We start from the raw sequence: 17,511 nt of genomic DNA, 5'->3' as shown, positions 1-17,511 counted from the left end.
CAAGAGGTCTCTTTAATTATTCTGTTGTATCTGAAGTTGATTCAATGCCTAAATGCTTGCGGAGCTTTTCACTTACTTTTTCTACTGAATCATTGTCTAGTTTGAAGTAGTAAACGCCGTTAATTTTTTCATCGCTGCCGTCTAAGTTAATGGTTTCGATGTCTACTTTTTTCGAAGCATAATCATAAAACGAAAGCATTTCACCGAACATTAAATTCGTTTTCATATTATCGCCAACAGCTTCGATAAGATTGCCATATTTATTTAGTGATCCAATGGAAGCAGCTTTTTTAATCATGGCTTCAATCAACTGCTGTTGTCTTTTTCCTCGCTCAATATCGTTGTCTTGTTTTCGTGTTCGAGCAACAGCTAACGCTTCTTCGCCATTTAAATGTTGATTTCCTGGTTTTAAGACAATAGCATTATGACGATCTTTTGAGTCCTTTTCACTCATCGCATAAGGTACATCAAAATCGATTCCCCCAAGTGAGTCTACAATGTCTGTGAAAGCTTTAAAATTCACTTTAACATAGTAATCAACAGGGACATTAAACAGCTGTTCTACCGTTTCTACCGTTGCTTTTGGACCTCCGTACGCATGCGCATGAGTAATTTTATCTTTTTTGTTCACTTCAGGTATATAAACCCGCGAATCTCGAGGTATGCTTACAAGCTTTACGGTTTTATTTGTTTCGTTAAAGGTCGCCAAAATCAAAGCATCTGTACGGGCTGATTTTCCGAACTTCCTGGTTTCACTATCATCTACGCCCATAAATAAAATGGATATATCATCTTTTTTGGGATCGATTTTACGATCACGCATAGGAGAGTTATCCCGTTCTCCGAGTCCTTCATAAGAATCAGAAGCTACTGTTTTAGCTTTAACAAATAAATAAGAGCCATAAGCGGTTGCAGAAAGCCCTAAAATAAGGATAGGTAACAGAAAAAATGTAAAAAGCCTTCGTTTTCTTTTCCGTTTGTTTACTCTTTTTTGAAAACGTCTATATTGAGCCATACGGTTTCTCCTTTTATTCGTATATTCGAACACTTATTGTGACACTTAGTATGTGTTATAAATTGGAATGTATGAATCAAACTCGTTAAAGCTATACGTCTTTACGAGGTTTTTACTCATTGACAAGTAGCGCAACCATCAGAATAGTTGCGCTATTTATCAATTGTACAATGTTTTTTAATAAGAGTAAATAATTCATTCTACATCTTCTTCTAAATAGGTCGTCTCACCTGCTCGGATATCTGCTTGGCCGTTTGTTAGCTCAGTCATCCATTCAGTAAATGCTTCTGTTTGAGCTTCTTCTACAAATGTTTCAATCTCTACCATGTCTGCGTAGTGGATTTCTTTTAATAGATAAACGGAACTGCGAAGCTCATTTTCTAATTTTCCAAGCCATGTATAGTCAACGGTTGTATGCATAACCGCCATGAGAGTTCGTTTGACTGTACCTAATTCATTTAACGCTTCGGAAACGGATTTTCCATACGCGCGCACCAAGCCACCTGCGCCCAATTTAATGCCTCCGAAATAGCGCGTAACGACGACCACCGTATCTTTTAAGCCTCTCTTTTTAAGCACTTCTAACATCGGTACGCCTGCTGTTCCACTTGGTTCTCCATCATCGTTTGCTTTTTGAAATTGATCTCGTTCTCCTATTAGGTAAGCTGAACAGTTATGAGTAGCATTCCAGTGCTGTTTTTTAATGTCTTGAATAAATTGCTGAGCTTCTTCCTCAGTTGTTACACGTTTCATATGACAAATGAATCTAGATTTTTGAATAGTGATTTCATGTGAACCTTCTTGTTTTACGGTATAATATTGTGATAACAATCAAAAAATCCTCCTTAGCGTTATAAATAGAAGAAAAACGGGTATTTACGTACTGTTTACTTGCTATTAGTATAAAATGTTTATGAAAAGACATCAATTAATCAAATTCAATATCACTTGAACAAGCTATACAGAATATACGTTATAATAAAAGAGTGTGCAGACTTGTATAGCTAAATAATGAAATGATTTAAACAGGCAGTTAGTCACTGTTGAAGAGTGAGCGTAAATGGTAATCTATTCAAATAACGCGAGTCAAGCGTCGATTGATGTCGAGTTTGAGGGTACTAAAAACAACCGTTACTTTTTGGATATAAAAAGTCAGATAGGGAGAAAATATGGATCTTATCCTCACAATTCAGATAGGTCATACGAATACTATATATAGCATGAACGTATAGACATTTCTCCGAATGTGAGTATAGTTTGGGGTGAGTAAATGTCGAAACATAAATTAACAAGCAAGGCACTTGATGAAATTTTTGAGAAGATTATTGGCACAGTGGGAGATAGTAAAAATGAAGTCTATCGCCTTTCTGAAGATGCCAGACAAGAATATCAGCAAATTAAAGAAGAGTTAGAAGTGTTAAAAGGAAAAGTTCTTGAGACGATAGAGCAAGGCGATAAATTAGAAACTCAGGCAAGGTTGGCTCGAAAGCGTTTGTCTGATGTGAGCCGACATTTTCAAATTTATTCAGAGCCTGAAGTAAAAGACGCTTATGAAAAAGCACACGAATTACAAACCAAGCTGCTGATGAATCAGCAAAGCGAATATCAGCTGCGTAATCGTCGAGATGAACTAGAAAGACGCTTGCTTACATTGGAAGAAACGATTAAACGTGCAGATCACCTAGTAGGTCAAATTTCCGTTGTGTTAAATTATTTAACAAGTGATTTAAAACAAGTAGGGGAAATAGTAGAAGATGCTATTCAAAAAGAGTATTTTGGCTTTCGGATTATTGAAGCTCAGGAAGAGGAACGAAAACGTTTGTCAAGAGAGATCCATGACGGCCCAGCTCAAATGCTTGCAAATGTTATGATGAGATCGGAATTAATTGACCGAATTTACCGGGAACGTAGTGCAAAAGAAGCGATGGAAGAAATTCGAGATTTACGAAAAATGGTTCGTTCTGCCCTATACGAAGTGCGTCGAATTATATATGATTTAAGACCGATGGCACTTGACGACTTAGGTCTAATTCCGACGCTGCGTAAATATCTTGATACAATCGAAGATTATAACGAAGGCAAGCCTCGGATTACGTTTATTTCCATTGGACAAGAGAAGCGAACTGCTTCAAAATTAGAAGTAGCGCTGTTTCGTCTAGTGCAAGAAGCTGTAACGAACGCATTAAAACATGCAGACGCGACGGAAATCCAAGTGAAGATAGAGTTCAACAATGAACACGCTATTTTGCTTGTCAAAGATGACGGCTGCGGTTTTAATCAAGAAGAGAAAAAAGAGAATTCGTTCGGCTTAATAGGAATGAAAGAGCGTGTTGATTTGTTAGATGGGACTATTTCTGTTCATTCGAAAATTAACCAAGGCACGCTTGTTATGATTAAAGTACCGATTATAGCCGCTTAAAAAGGCAGAGATATGTATATAAATAGGGGTCAGTATAGAGTAAAACATTTGTTGTTCGATTTGGGGAGGAATCAAACATGCAGACAAGAATTATCATAATCGACGATCACCAATTATTCCGTGAAGGAGTAAAAAGAATTTTAGATTTCGAAAAAGATTTTGAAGTAGTTGCAGAAGGTGACGACGGTAGCGAAGTTATTGACCTTGTAGAAGAACATCAACCTGATGTTGTAATCATGGATATTAACATGCCGGCTGTAAATGGTGTAGAAGCTACGAAAAAGCTTGTAGAAGTAAATCCGGACGCTAAAGTTATTATCTTATCTATCCATGATGATGAGACATATGTAACTCATGCCTTACAAACAGGTGCACGAGGCTATCTGCTAAAAGAAATGGATGCGGATGCGTTAATTGAGGCGGTGAAAGTAGTTGCAGAAGGTGGTTCATATTTACACCCTAAAGTAACACATAGTTTAGTAAAAGAGTACCGTCGACTAGCAGCTCAAGGACAATCGTCTTCTTATCCGCACGAACCAATTGAGATTCGCCGTCCACTACATTTGTTAACACGTCGTGAGTGCGAAGTGCTACAACTGTTAGCTGATGGTAAAAGTAACCGAGGAATCGGAGAAGCATTATATATTAGTGAAAAAACCGTTAAAAACCATGTAAGTAATATTTTACAAAAAATGAATGTAAATGATCGTACTCAAGCTGTTGTTGTGGCAATTAAAAACGGCTGGGTAGAAGTAAGGTAAGTCCAAAAGTCTGATATACCGCTAGGTATATCGGACTTTTTTTTTCTTTTTATAACTTTTTTTGAAATTGTGGGTAAAAAGTCATGTTTAATGAGAGAGGAAAACAACCGATAAGTTAAAGGTAGAAAATATCTTTTAGGAAGGCGAAGGGTGATACCTTTGTGCATTTACTTGTCCTTCAACTTCACTTAAGCAGAAAGGAAATCTTAAGGATCCTACAACCTTCGAAGAAAGCATCCATACCTCCAACCAACGTTCATCAAGTTGATGCATGCTCTTGTAAAAGAAGGTCTTTAATACATTCAGATACATATGAGGCCGTAGAAGAATTTATTCGAACCTCAACTGGTGTCCTTTAAAAATTTAAAAGCTAGCTTTTAGTGAAATAAATAGAAAACGGATTTAAAGAAGACAAGAAGGTGATGAAGCTGAATTTTATAACGGAAGAATTAATCTATCATAAATCTCCGCAAGAGCTAACAGCTATGATGTATGAAAAATTTATTCAAAATATTGATGAAGCTGTTATAGCAATTCAACACAGCGATTATTTTATAGCGAATGAAAAAATTAAACAGTGCAACGATATTTTATATCGGCTAGGAATTGGCTTAACATATCAAGCAGGTATCATTGCAGAGCAGTTAGCTACTCTTTACAACTATATGTCTGAGCGATTAATTATGGCTAATTTAAAAAAAGATACGTTTATTTTATGTGAAGTTCAACAAATGATGAAGAAGCTTTCTAACGTTTGGAATGAAGTATTAAAAGCAACGCCTAAAGTTACCTCTACGCCCCGAAAAATATGAACAGCATATAAGTATCACTCTTAGCTAGAGGATAATCATTATATCCACGCATCGGATGCCTCTCGAAACTTTCACCTAATCAAGCTGGCGCATCTAAAAGTCTAAATTAAATGAAGTGTATGCTAACAGAGAAAGGAGAGATACATAGTGAAGGTACAGCGAATTAACGGTCTTTCTTCTTCAGTGAATCTCATTAGAGAAAAAGAAGTAAGTGGTTCGGGTTCATTTACAGGAGTAATGGCCAAGAAACAAAAAGAACTAACCAATGAACATTTAACTCAAGTGATAAATAAAATTGAAGAACAGGGAAAGCAGTTAGTGAAAAATCAAACTATTGATTCTTTGCGGAAATACAAGACGCTTGTGAAGCAGTTTATGAACGAAGTCGTTAAAAATGGTTTTGAACTGCATGAAGAAAGAGGGTTTAATCATAGAGGAACGACTAAAGTATATAAATTAGTGAAAGAAGTGGATACAAAACTAGTTGACTTGACAAATGATATCCTTCAAAAAGAAAAAAACAGTTTAAATTTACTCAAGCGGGTTGGAGAAATTCAAGGTTTGTTAATTAATATGTATACGTGAGGGAACCTTTACTAAGAGGTAAACCTCTCGTTACATGCATTTTAATCCTAAATGTTGTAGAATAGAGTGAAATTATTTTATATAACAAAGGATGGATCCCTATCTTATGAAAACAGCAATTATTACAGATAGTACCGCCTATATATCAGAGGAAATTCGATCAAACTATCATATACATATGGTACCGCTAAGCGTTATTTTTGGTGAAGAAACATATCGTGAAGAAGTAGATATGACTGCCGATCAATATTTTGAAAAAATTAAAGAAGCAAAAAATCTTCCAACTACTTCTCAGCCTGCTATCGGAGAATTTGTAGAGTTGTTTGAACAGTTAAAACGAGATCAATTCGATGCTGCTATCGTTATTACGTTATCTAGTGGAATTAGCGGAACGTATCAGGGTGCTTTGACAGCAGGTAGCATGGTAGAAGACTTTGATGTGCACGTATTTGATTCAGAAATCAGCTGTATGGTTCAAGGCTTTTATGCGATTGAAGGAGCCGAGATGGTCCGATTAAATAAACATCCTGACGAAATCATTGCGCGTTTTGAAGAGATGAAACTATCAATGCGTGCGTATTTTATGGTAGATGATTTATCTCACTTGCAGCGTGGAGGTCGCCTAAATGCTGCTCAGGCTATTATCGGAAGTCTGCTTCAAGTAAAGCCCGTGCTCCATTTTGAATCTAAAAAAATTGTTCCGTTTGAAAAAATTCGTACGCGTAAGCGAGCGTTAAAACGAATCACGGAGCTTCTTGATGAGGATGCAAAAGAAAACGTACCTATGAAGGCTGTAGTTATTCATTCTAATCGTGAAAATGAAGCAAAAGAAATTCAACGAGAGTTAGAACAAGAATATCCTTATATTGAATGGAGCCTTTCTTATTTTGGCGCTGTCATTGGCACACATTTAGGTGAAGGTGCCATCGGTATAGGCTGGTATAAAAAGTAACCGAAAACCAAATCATTTGATTTGGTTTTTTTGCAGGAAAAAACACCTTTTTTTGCGTATATAGATGTGTACGATAAACATGGAAAGGAATGAAGATATGCTTTTTACTGTTAAACAAGAATTGCTAGATCCTGTTCAAGTACCTAGCCCAGCTGCTTTTCCTCTCTCAAAAATCAATACGTGGAGAACTCCACCTTTAAATCCTTCATACCCTTACTCTTTAGGTCTTCAGCGCTCTCTAAGCGGAAAGCAGCTTCTACTAACTCAGACTCCCTATCCTTTATCTCTCATTCATGAACATTATCTAAACGGATATATTTCCTATCAAAAAGCACTTACTCAGAAAGAAAACGGATATAAATGCAACCGGTGTGGAAGTGATAGCCCCTTTTATTTTGCTTCATTTCCATGCAGTAGATGTCACCAGGAGTGCTACTATTGCCGAGCATGTATTGTAATGGGCAAAGTAAGTGAGTGCACACCCTTTATAAACTGGGAAGGCCCAGCAAGCAATGTCCTGCCAAAAAGCAGCGTGATGAATTGGAAAGGAACGCTGTCTAAAGCTCAAGAACGTGCTTCAAATGAACTCATTCAAGCTATAAAAAAGGATGAAGAGCTGTTAATTTGGGCTGTTTGCGGAGCAGGAAAAACGGAAATTTTATTTAAAGGTATTGAATCAGCGTTGAACAGCGGAAAGAAAGTCTGCATTGCTACTCCAAGAACAGATGTGGTTATTGAGTTAAAGCCAAGAATTCAATCGGCATTTCCGGATATATCTGTGCTGGCTATGTATGGAGGCAGCGAAGACCGTTTTCATGAATCCTCTCTTATTATTTCCACGACTCATCAACTTCTGCATTATTATCAAGCATTCGATGTGCTGATTATTGACGAAGTAGATGCATTCCCGTATTCGACAGAGCCTATGCTGCACTATGCTGTTGCAAAAGCAGCTAAACACGCTGCATCAAAGATTTATTTAACAGCGACTCCAAGTGAATCATTAAAAAAAGAAGTTGAGCAAGGAAAAAAACAAGTAGTTAAAATTCCAGCCCGCTATCACCGAATGCTTATTCCTGTTCCTCGGTTTGAATGGTGTGGCAATTGGAAGAAAAAAATGAAAACAGATACTTTGCCTGCTAATGTTGAGAAATGGCTGAAAAAAAGAATAAATGAAGGGAAACAATGCTTTATCTTCGTCCCGCAAATTAAGTGGATTACTCCGATCACAGACATGATTCGAAAGCTGACCGAAAAGGTAGACGGTGTCCATGCTGAAGATTCCCAGCGAAAAGAAAAAGTAATGAAATTTAGAGAAGGACAGCTAGTTATTTTAGTAACGACAACAATATTAGAGCGAGGCGTAACGGTTCCCAACATAGATGTTGCAGTATTGGGAGCAGAAGAAACGATTTTTACTGAAAGTGCTCTGGTCCAAATTTCAGGAAGAGTAGGGAGGAGCGCTCAATTTCCAACAGGAGACGTGGTCTTTTTTCATTATGGGCAGTCTTTGTCTATGCGAAAAGCAAAAGAACATATTGAATATATGAATGCTCTAGCTTATAAGGAAGGGCTGATTGATCAATGACAATATGTCTGATTTGTTTTGAACCTCTTGTCTTTTCTTTCGATTGGAGGTCATTGTTAAAACCTTCTTCAACGGACAGGATTTGCGCTGTTTGCTTGCAAAGATGTCCCATCATCACCAGCAGCATTTGCAGGGGATGCGGCCGTTCTCTTGCAGACCTGGCTCCTTCTCATTATGAGCTAGACACATGTATGGACTGTCAGAAATGGAATGATGCTTCTTTTTTTAACCGTTCTCTTTATACGTACAATGATTTTATGCAAAGCATAATAGAACGTTTTAAATTTCAAGGAGATTATGAAATTATCCAAGCATTCAAAGAGCAGTGGTATAAGTTCTATAAAAAAGAATGTAATCCAAAAGCTATACTAGTTCCTATACCTTTAACGGACGAGAGATTATATGAGAGAGGGTTTAACCAATCTTTAGCGCTAGCTGAACTGATCAGTGACAACATAGAAATGCCTCTTGTTCGCTGTTCAGGAACAAAGCAATCAAAAAAAAATAGGCGAAGTCGGCTGGCAGAAAGGCTGGAATTTAAAGTAGTCGATTCCTCAATGGTTACGAATCAAGAATTTCTCTTGATTGATGACATTTATACAACAGGAGCAACCGTGCGCCAAGCGGCAAATTGCTTGCAGGAAGCTGGTGCACGTTCAGTTCGTTCGCTCACTTTAATTCGTGCATGAAGATGTATAATTTAAAACTTTGACCGATAGTAAAATAAAAAACAAATGAGGAGTTTCGAATATGGGAACGTTAGATAATTGCAGGGAATGCGGTCATTTATTTGTAAAAAATGGATCAATAAACATATGTAAATCGTGTTTTGATAAAGAAGAAGCTCTGTTTCAACGTGTTTCTTCATTCTTGAAGAAAAGAGCAAATCGTACAGCAACGACTCACGAAGTGATGAAAGAAACGGGCGTTTCAGATTCGTTAATTCATCAATTTATTCGACAAGGTCGCTTAGTGCTAACTAATTTTCCAAACATAAGCTATCCATGCATGCAATGCAATGCTCAGATTCGAGAAGGGAAACTTTGCTATTCATGCTCTCAAGAAATTAAACATGGGTTAGAAAAGCATAACCGTGAGATGATTCGTTCAAATGAAGAGCCGACGCGTCCCACCTATCGTTCTAACGAAAGGAAAAAAGAGTAAAAGTATGCTGAGTGTTTGCAGGTTCTCTATCTATAGACCTATGTTTAAGGAGGACTGTGAAAATGGTCTCAACTTCCTTGCCGATGCTAAAGGTTTAGATGGAAATTCCGATATAATGAATAGAGATAACGGATACAAATATAAAAAGAGGTGAGAGAGATGAAGATTAACCCATCGAACTTATTTGGAATAAATCCGTACAAAAAACAATCAGAAAAAACAGAACAGGTCTCTAAAAAGAATCCACAAGATCAGATTCATATTTCATCTGAGGCGAAGAAACTTCAGGGAAATGAACCATCTCCAGAAAGACTTGAAAAATTAGAGAAACTAAAACAGCAAATTAACAGCGGAACGTACGAAATTAACGGAAAAGAAATTGCTAAAAGTATTGTAGATTTCTATAAAAAATAAAAGGACTGACATTGATTGAACGTGCAAGAAATTCAAACGATACTAGAAAAACAAGTAACGCTTCACAAAAGTTTGTCTGTCATTGTTAAAGAGAAAACGAATTTCATTATTAACCAGGATGTAAAGGCATTGACGGCTTCTTTGCAAAAAGAGCAATCTCATATAGCTGCTATTTCTGCACTGGAAACAAAACGTATAGAAGTGATGGAAAAAAGAGGAAATGCTGCTCGCTCCATTGAAGAAATAGCAGGCTCATTCTCTGAATACTCCATCTTGATACCCTTTCAAAAACAACTAATAGATATAATTCAAGATATAAAGTATGCAAATGACTTGAACAATCAGCTGCTTACACAGTCTTTGCAGCTGATTCATACCGAACTAGACCTTCTTGTTCCATCGAAACGAGAGGATTCGTTCAATTACACAAAAACAAATAATAGATCGTTTCAGTCCAACTCTATTTTTAATTCGAAGGCATAAAGAACGGAGGAAAGCAGAATGAGTTCAACATTTCATGGTTTGCAGGTGGCTAAACGAGGAATGGATGCCCAACAAGCGGCTCTTTACACGATTGGCCATAACGTATCTAATGCAAATACGCCGGGCTATACGCGTCAGCGAGTAAGTTTAGAAACGTTCCCAGCTTATCCAGCCCCAGGGATGAATCAGACTGGAACTGCGGGTCAAATAGGAATGGGAGTAGAAGCCAGCACGGTAGAGCGAATACGGGATACATTTTTAGATACTCAGTATCGAGATGAAACCATTAAAGTGGGGTATTGGGATGCACGCGCTGGTGCTCTTGAAAAAATGGAGGAAATTATGAATGAACCTACTGAAGATGGACTTTCAGCTGTTTTTAATCAATTTTTTGAGTCCATTCAAGATGTAGCTTCACACCCTTCTGAAGCAGGAGCCAGGTCTGTTATGATTGAACGAGCTGAAGCAGTAGGCGATACCTTCTCTTATTTATCTACTTCTCTAAAAACGATTCAAGGTGATTTACAAAACGAGCGTGACGTAGCCGTAACACAAGTGAATTCTTTGCTAGAGCAAATAAATAACGTGAACCAACAAATACAAAAGGTAGAACCGAATGGCTATTTGCCTAATGATTTGTATGATGAAAGAGATCGGTTGCTAGATGAGATCTCTAAATTTATGCCGGTTTCTTTAGAGTATACAAAAAGCAGCGGGAACGCTTCTGCAACGTCAGAAGGAGTGGTAACAGTTCAGCTTCAAGCGTCTCAAGGGCCTATTACTCTTTTAGATGGGAAAACTCATCAAGTAAATGCCATCAGTTTGGCAACAAATCAAGATTCCTATGTGACGGAAATTCATATAGGGGATGAGATACGGAACCCTGAGTCATTTCCTCAAGGAAAACTTAAAGGGTTAATTGAGGCTTCTGGATATATAGATAATAGTGGTAATAAAACAGGTGTTTACGCTTCAATGATTGATGATTTAGATGAAATGGCATATGAGTTTGTGAACTGGTTTAATGATAAGCACCAACAAGGTGTCACGCTAGATGGTGAAACTGGTATGTCCTTTTTTAATGAGATTTCTCAGAGAGAAGGGGCTGCAACTGAAATTGTTATTGCTGATAAAATTAAACAAAACACAAACAATATTGCTGCTGCTTCGGCCTCCTCTGGAGATGATGGAACTGGCCGCAAAGGAGATGGACAAAATGCTCAGCTATTGTCTCAATTTCGTCAAAAGGTGCTTATTAATTCCGGGAATCAAGCTGTTTCCCTAGATGGCTTTTATCAATCTGTTATTGGCCAAATGTCAGTAGATGCCCAACAAGCCACCCGCTTAAAAAGTAATTCAGAAACCCTTCAGGGAGCTGTAGAGCAAAGGCGACAGTCTATCAGTGCAGTTTCATTAGATGAAGAGATGACCAATATGATTCAGTTTCAGCATGCTTATAACGCTAGTGCCCGTATGGTGACTATGATTGATGAAATGCTTGATAAAATTGTAAACGGTCTTGGAACTGGAGGAAGGTAAAGATGCGCGTCACACAAGGAATGTTAGCGGCTAATTCGTTAAAACAGATTAGCAATAGCTATAATAAGCTGGAAACACTTCAAAACCAATTATCAACGGGAAAGAAAATTACTCGTCCTTCCGATGACCCGGTAGTGGCTACTAAAGGAATGGCTTATCGTTCGAATCTTTCTGAAGTAAATCAATATAAACGTAATTTAACAGAGGCACAGTCTTGGTTTGATAGTTCAGAATCAGGACTTGAACAAGTCAACTCCATTCTTCAGCGCACTAAAGAGCTGGTCGTGCAAGGGTTAAACGGTACGAATGAAAGTGATGACCGCCAAGCGATTGCACGTGAAATTGAACAGTTAAAGCTGGATTATATGCAAGTAGGCAATACGCAGGTGGCAGGAAACTATATCTTTAACGGTGTAAATGTAGGAGCAGCGCCTATAAGTGAGAGTGCAAGCGGTATAATAGAATCGAACATTAACCTGGATCCTTTTTCAGTTGAAGTATCAAAAGGTATCCAGCTGAGAGTCAATATTCATCCTGAAAACATTTTTGGACAAGGTGCATTCGACTTAATGAACAATGTTCAAACAGCCTTTGAACAAAACGATGTCAACTCACTAAAAGATCTCTCTACACAGGTAGATACGCAGCTGTCTACGCTATTAGCAGAGCGATCTGAATTGGGAGCAAGGAGCAATCGGCTTGAGCTGATCGAAAACCGCCTTGATTCACAGGAAATTACAGCTACTAAGATGCTTTCAAATAATGAAGATGCAGATATTGAAAAAGTCATTACGGATTTAACCGTACAAGAAAGCGTGCATCGTGCTGCTTTAGGAGTAGGGGCTCAAATTATTCAGCCTACGCTGCTAGATTTCTTGCGTTAAAAAGTTCCTTCTAAACAGAAGGAGCTTTTTTACAATGAAAAAAGATAACAAGAAAAAATCAATTAGCAAAGGTGTGATGAGATGAAAATTTCAACAAGCTACCATGGAGATATAGAAATAGATAATCAGCAAACACTGACATTCAATCAAGGGATTCCAGGTTTTTTGGAAGAAACTGAATTCGTTATTTTACCACTTCCCGAAGCCGAAGCTTTCCAAGTTCTGCAGTCTATTCAAACCAAAGAATTAGCTTTTATTATCACGGATCCATTTCAGTTTTTTTTAGATTATGATTTTCAACTAGAACCTCAGGAAATCGAAAAGCTTCAATTACAACAAGCGGAAGATGCAGCTGTTTACGTATTGCTTACGATGTCAGATTCTGTGGAAAATATAACGGCTAATTTGCAGGCTCCTGTTATTATTAATACAAAGCAACAGCTTGCTAAGCAAGTGATTTTAATGAATACAGCTTACGAAACGAAGCACAGGTTATTTGAGTAAGAGGAATAGATAAGGAGTGAGTCCATGCTTGTTTTAACACGAAAGTTAAATGAAACAATCAAAATAGGTGATGAAATTGAAGTGACCGTCCTTGCAGTTAATGGTGATCAAGTAAAGTTAGGAATTCAAGCTCCAAAGTCTGTAGATATTCATAGACAAGAGATTTATGAAGAAATACGTAACGAAAATAAAAGTGCTTCTCAAATTACATTACATGCTATTGATATGCTAAAACAATTACCAAAAAAGAAATAAAACGATCAGTTAGAAAATAATCAAAAATATACGGTATAAATAATATCTAAATCGGGAAAGATAAACATATAGTATTCCCCACTATGTCTTAAGCCTTTCTCTTCAAGAGAAAGGCTTCTTTTTTATCAAAAAAATTAAACTGAATTTCTGTTTTTTTCCTTTTTATCGTGTATCATTAAATTTATTAAGTATAATTCAAATAAATTTAACAAAAGAGGAGAAGAGTAAATGAGTGATGTTCAAGAGTATCATGATTTATTAAAAGAAGCAGAAGATGTGGTTGTCAGCGCTTTAGCTGATACGATGGATTTATATGGGGTCACACCTTCAGTAGGAAGGCTGTATGGCATGCTTTATTTTATGGATGAGCCGGTTACGTTAGATCAAATGAGTGAAGAATTGGGTATGAGTAAACCAACGATGAGTACATCCATTCGTTCACTGCAAAATATTGATATGGTCCACAAAGTGTGGAAAAAAGGTGTTCGAAAAGACTTATATGAAGCAGAAAAAGATTTTTCTAAGTCCTTTTTTTCATTTTTCTGTAAGAAGTGGCAAAGAGAAATTTCAGTTAATTTAGAGGCAATCGAAGAAGCGGAAAACAAGCTGCAGCTTCTCTTAAATGATGAAGATGTGCCTGAGGAGATCACAGTAAAAGCAAAGCGTAATTTAGCGCAGATTATAGAGTCCAAACATTATTATCATTTCTTGAAAAAAGTAGTGAAAGTTTTTGACGACCGAAGAATCATCGATATTTTAAATGAAGAATTAGCGAAAGAGTAAATAAAAAAGGCTGTTGAAAAATCAACAGCCTTTTTATCATTTTTATACGGTTAATGGTGTAGCTTCAAAACAGCGGTTATAAATCCATTCGTAACTTTTTACAGTTAAATCACGAGGGTTACCAACCGTTTGTGGATCATTAAATGCTTCTTGAGCTAAGCGAGAAACTGCTTCTTTTGGAACACCTTGTTCTTCTAAAGAAGGGATTTGTACATCTTTAACTAGTTGATATACTTCACGAACAGCTGCTTGAGCTGCTTCTTCAAGCGTTAATTCATGTGTATTAACTCCTAAAGCTTGAGCTATGCGCGCAAATTTTTCAGGCTCGCCCATCCAGTTATATTCCATTACAGGACCTAGCATAGCTGCTACGCAAGGGCCATGGGCAATTGGATAAATGCCTCCTAATGTTTGTGCCATCGCGTGAGCTGCTCCTGCAGATTCACTTCCATATGAAAGGCCAGCAAGCATAGCTGCATGCGCCATTCCATAGCGTGCTTCGATGTCCTGTCCATTTGCAACTGCACGTCGTAAGTATTTTCCAACGTACTCAATAGCCAATAAAGCAACAGAGTCTGTCATTGGTTGTGCAAAGTGACATGTATAACATTCAATTGCATGAGCTAATGCGTCAATTCCTGTACCGGCCGTAATATGTGAAGGCATAGATACGTGCAGTTCTGGATCAATAATTGTTAAGTGAGCAGCAATTAAAGGTCCACCTGTATTAAACTTAAACTCACGAACAGGATCTGTAATGACAGCCCATTGTGTGACTTCACTTCCTGTACCCGCAGTTGTAGGAATAGTTGTTAAAGGAGGGATACGTTTTGTTAAAGGTTTTTTTCCTTCAGCTGCTTCATAATCTAAGACGGGAGCATTATGAGCTACTTCTACACCAATAGCTTTTGCCGTATCCATTGAGCTTCCGCCTCCAACAGCTACTAGTCCGTTGCATTCATTTTCTTTGTACATTTTTGTGCCGTCTGCTACTACGTGAATAGAAGGGTTGGCTTCTACTTGGTCAAATAAAACAACGTCTACGTCCGCTTCTTTTAAACTAGCGATTACAGGGTCTGCTAAACCTACTTTTTTTACACCAGGATCTGTTACTAGTAAAACCTTAGATACACCTAGGTTTTTTACTTCTTCTCCAGTATGCTTAACAGCACCAATTCCATGTTTTACAACCGTTGGCATCTCAAAACTTTTTAAACGTTCCATTCTTTCAAATCGCATAAACATCTTTACATTCCCCCTTGAATTTTATTGAAACCAGCGCATTGGCTGTGGATTTGTATTCGTATAAATATGTTTAATTTCCGTATATTCTTCTAGCCCAATGTGGCTAAGCTCTCTTCCAATCCCAGATTGCTTATATCCTCCCCAAGGAGCCTGCGGGAAGTAGGGATGATAATCGTTAATCCAAGTTGTTCCCATACGGAGGGCTTTCACTACACGTTCAGCTCGATTCATATCGCTTGTCCAAACAGCTCCAGCTAATCCATAGATTGTATCGTTAGCAAGTGCGACTGCTTCTTCTTCAGTGCTGAAGCGCTCAATTGTCATAATCGGACCGAATGACTCTTCTTGGACAACTTTCATATCTCCATGACAGTCTGTAAAAATAGTTGGTTCAATGAATAAACCTTTTTGTAAAGACTCTTGAGTTGGACGCTTGCCTCCTAAAACAAGAGAAGCACCTTCTTGTTTGCCAAGCTCAATATAATGTTCCACTTTAGCTAGATGTTCTTTTGAGATAACGGGTCCCATTTGAGTGGCTTCGTGCATGCCGTCCCCTAGCTTAATTTTTTTTGCTTGTTCAATAACCGCTGCAACAAATTTATCGTGAATATCATCTTGAACGAGTAATCTCGCACCAGCTGAACAAACTTGACCAGCATGAAAGAAGACCGCATTTAATGCATAGTCAACCGCAGTGTCAAAGTCAGCGTCAGCAAAGACGATATTCGGATTTTTCCCACCGAGTTCAAGAGCGATTTTTTTGAAGTTGCCTGCGGCAGCCTGCATGACTTTACGTCCAGATACACCGCCACCTGTAAAGGAAACTAAATCTACTAAGTGACTTTCTGCCATTTCTTGTCCAACCGTCGCACCCGGGCCGAGTACAATGTTAATGACGCCTGCTGGAAAGCCAACTCTTTCAAAAATTTTCATCATATGAATAGTTGTTAAAGGGGTGATTTCGCTTGGTTTAATAACAATTGTATTCCCAGCAGCAAGTGCCGGAGCCAATTTCCAAGAGGCTTGCAATAAAGGGTAATTCCAAGGAGTAATTTGGCTGCATACACCTACAGGTTCGCGGACAACGCGGCTAACAGAATCGGGATTAGGTGACTCAATCATTTGTCCACCATCTTTATCTGCTAAGCCAGCATAGTATTGAAAGACATCAGCAATCCCATCCATGTCTGCCAGGCTTTCAACGAGGGTTTTTCCAGTATTTAAGGTTTCAAGTTTAGCGAGTTCTTCACGATCATTACGAATTTCTTCCGCTACTTTAAATAGTAAAGAACCTCTTTGGGCCGCTGTAAATTTAGACCATTCACCTGCATCAAAAGCTTTTCTAGCTGCTTCAATAGCTTCTACAGTATCAGCACGATTTCCTTCTGTAACGACAGCGATAACCTCTTGATTAAAGGGGTTTATAATCTCTCTTTTTTCGCCGCTGCGTGCTTCAACCCATTGGCCGTTTATGTGCATTTTCTCAAGCGTAAGTGTTTGTTCCAATAGCATCGACCTCCAAATAATAGAATTTGTTAAATTTATATTTAACGTTCTTAACAATTCGAATTATAGCATCGGCTATTTAATTTAGTCAAATACAAAAACTTTAAATGTTCTGAATTTAAATTGATTTTCTTCTCTATTAAGAACTTATTATTCGGATATTAAGAAAAAATTTAACAAAAAGTAATTAAAAAATACTGATTGCTATGCCCCTTGATACAAAAGGTTTTTTTATGTATGAGCTATGAGAATATTATTCTTTTTTATATGAAAACACTTAAACTTTTTTGACAATATCCTAAACATTCAGATATATTAACCATAGTACGATATCTGCTTGCATACAAACCTTGAGAAACAAAGGATTTTGAATGTAGAAATTAAGAAAGGAGTTTAGAGAGAGGATGAAAACAATTATGAGTTTTTAGCGAAATAATAAAATAAGTCAATTTAAATTATTTTAATATAATTATATAAACGTAATTTCTCCCCTTCGTATTGGTATTTATAATCCAACTATTTATATTTTATTCTAAAAAAATCTATTTTTAGGTTTAATTGTATGCTGGTAGGAAAAAGGAATAGAGGACAATTATGTCTTT

At 37.5% G+C, this 17,511-nt stretch carries 19 protein-coding genes; 15 read left to right on the top strand and 4 right to left on the bottom strand.

The window, feature by feature from the left end:
• Positions 1-16 precede the first annotated feature (16 nt).
• Positions 17-1,015, bottom strand: coding sequence for an LCP family protein (locus LJC66_RS25910; RefSeq protein ID WP_045293761.1), 999 nt, complete (start codon positions 1,013-1,015; stop codon positions 17-19).
• Positions 1,016-1,210: 195 nt separating this feature from the next.
• Entirely contained in the window at positions 1,211-1,846 is a 636-nt protein-coding gene (locus LJC66_RS25905) for a YigZ family protein (protein WP_013085443.1), read from the bottom strand.
• 439 nt (positions 1,847-2,285) lie between these two features.
• Here LJC66_RS25905 and LJC66_RS25900 point away from each other — a divergent pair, with 439 nt between their 5' ends.
• The 15 genes from LJC66_RS25900 to cudC all read left to right on the top strand — a co-directional run bounded on the left by LJC66_RS25900 (position 2,286) and on the right by cudC (position 14,158).
• A complete protein-coding gene (locus LJC66_RS25900) occupies positions 2,286-3,434 on the top strand; it encodes a sensor histidine kinase (RefSeq protein WP_013059773.1) in 1,149 nt (382 codons plus the stop codon).
• A gap of 77 nt (positions 3,435-3,511) precedes the next feature.
• Complete coding sequence (locus LJC66_RS25895; protein ID WP_013059772.1) at positions 3,512-4,195, top strand: response regulator; 684 nt, start codon at positions 3,512-3,514, stop codon at positions 4,193-4,195.
• A gap of 422 nt (positions 4,196-4,617) precedes the next feature.
• Entirely contained in the window at positions 4,618-5,007 is a 390-nt protein-coding gene (gene fliS, locus LJC66_RS25890) for a flagellar export chaperone FliS (RefSeq protein WP_195696993.1), read from the top strand.
• Positions 5,008-5,154: 147 nt separating this feature from the next.
• The gene (locus tag LJC66_RS25885) at positions 5,155-5,592 is read left to right on the top strand and encodes a YaaR family protein (protein WP_230933799.1); all 438 of its coding nucleotides are present in this window, start codon (positions 5,155-5,157) and stop codon (positions 5,590-5,592) included.
• Between the two features lie 106 nt (positions 5,593-5,698).
• Positions 5,699-6,544 carry a DegV family protein gene (locus LJC66_RS25880; protein ID WP_050690870.1) on the top strand — a complete coding sequence of 282 codons (846 nt, stop codon included), beginning with the start codon at positions 5,699-5,701 and terminating at the stop codon, positions 6,542-6,544.
• 79 nt (positions 6,545-6,623) lie between these two features.
• Positions 6,624-8,132 (top strand): ATP-dependent helicase ComFA, encoded by a 1,509-nt coding sequence (locus LJC66_RS25875; RefSeq protein WP_230933798.1) that lies wholly within the window; start codon positions 6,624-6,626, stop codon positions 8,130-8,132.
• 53 nt (positions 8,133-8,185) lie between these two features.
• A complete protein-coding gene (locus LJC66_RS25870; RefSeq protein WP_230933797.1) occupies positions 8,186-8,821 on the top strand; it encodes a ComF family protein in 636 nt (211 codons plus the stop codon).
• Positions 8,822-8,882: 61 nt separating this feature from the next.
• Positions 8,883-9,296, top strand: a complete 414-nt coding sequence (locus LJC66_RS25865) for a TIGR03826 family flagellar region protein (protein ID WP_050690872.1) — start codon at positions 8,883-8,885, stop codon at positions 9,294-9,296.
• Positions 9,297-9,455: 159 nt separating this feature from the next.
• A complete protein-coding gene (gene flgM / locus LJC66_RS25860) occupies positions 9,456-9,710 on the top strand; it encodes a flagellar biosynthesis anti-sigma factor FlgM (protein ID WP_014457790.1) in 255 nt (84 codons plus the stop codon).
• A 21-nt stretch (positions 9,711-9,731) separates the two neighbouring features.
• Positions 9,732-10,193, top strand: a complete 462-nt coding sequence (locus LJC66_RS25855) for a flagellar protein FlgN (protein ID WP_230933848.1) — start codon at positions 9,732-9,734, stop codon at positions 10,191-10,193.
• Positions 10,194-10,211: 18 nt separating this feature from the next.
• The gene (gene flgK, locus LJC66_RS25850) at positions 10,212-11,732 is read left to right on the top strand and encodes a flagellar hook-associated protein FlgK (protein WP_230933796.1); all 1,521 of its coding nucleotides are present in this window, start codon (positions 10,212-10,214) and stop codon (positions 11,730-11,732) included.
• Positions 11,733-11,734: 2 nt separating this feature from the next.
• Entirely contained in the window at positions 11,735-12,616 is an 882-nt protein-coding gene (flgL, locus tag LJC66_RS25845; RefSeq protein WP_195695696.1) for a flagellar hook-associated protein FlgL, read from the top strand.
• Positions 12,617-12,697: 81 nt separating this feature from the next.
• Complete coding sequence (fliW, locus tag LJC66_RS25840; RefSeq protein WP_050690875.1) at positions 12,698-13,120, top strand: flagellar assembly protein FliW; 423 nt, start codon at positions 12,698-12,700, stop codon at positions 13,118-13,120.
• A gap of 24 nt (positions 13,121-13,144) precedes the next feature.
• Complete coding sequence (csrA, locus tag LJC66_RS25835) at positions 13,145-13,375, top strand: carbon storage regulator CsrA (protein ID WP_013085431.1); 231 nt, start codon at positions 13,145-13,147, stop codon at positions 13,373-13,375.
• A 228-nt stretch (positions 13,376-13,603) separates the two neighbouring features.
• Positions 13,604-14,158, top strand: coding sequence for a choline uptake/conversion transcriptional regulator CudC (cudC, locus tag LJC66_RS25830; protein WP_195695697.1), 555 nt, complete (start codon positions 13,604-13,606; stop codon positions 14,156-14,158).
• Positions 14,159-14,200: 42 nt separating this feature from the next.
• Here the strand turns inward: cudC and gbsB are convergent, their stop codons facing one another.
• Complete coding sequence (gene gbsB, locus LJC66_RS25825; RefSeq protein WP_195695698.1) at positions 14,201-15,403, bottom strand: choline dehydrogenase; 1,203 nt, start codon at positions 15,401-15,403, stop codon at positions 14,201-14,203.
• A gap of 21 nt (positions 15,404-15,424) precedes the next feature.
• Positions 15,425-16,915 (bottom strand): betaine-aldehyde dehydrogenase, encoded by a 1,491-nt coding sequence (gene betB, locus LJC66_RS25820; protein ID WP_230933795.1) that lies wholly within the window; start codon positions 16,913-16,915, stop codon positions 15,425-15,427.
• Between the last annotated feature and the right edge of the window lie 596 nt (positions 16,916-17,511).

This window comes from Priestia sp. TSO9, assembly GCF_021029645.1.
Taxonomy (GTDB): domain Bacteria; phylum Bacillota; class Bacilli; order Bacillales; family Bacillaceae_H; genus Priestia; species Priestia megaterium_E.
The sequence above is the reverse complement of the archived record's forward strand: the minus strand, read 5'-3'. Positions and strand labels throughout refer to the sequence as shown.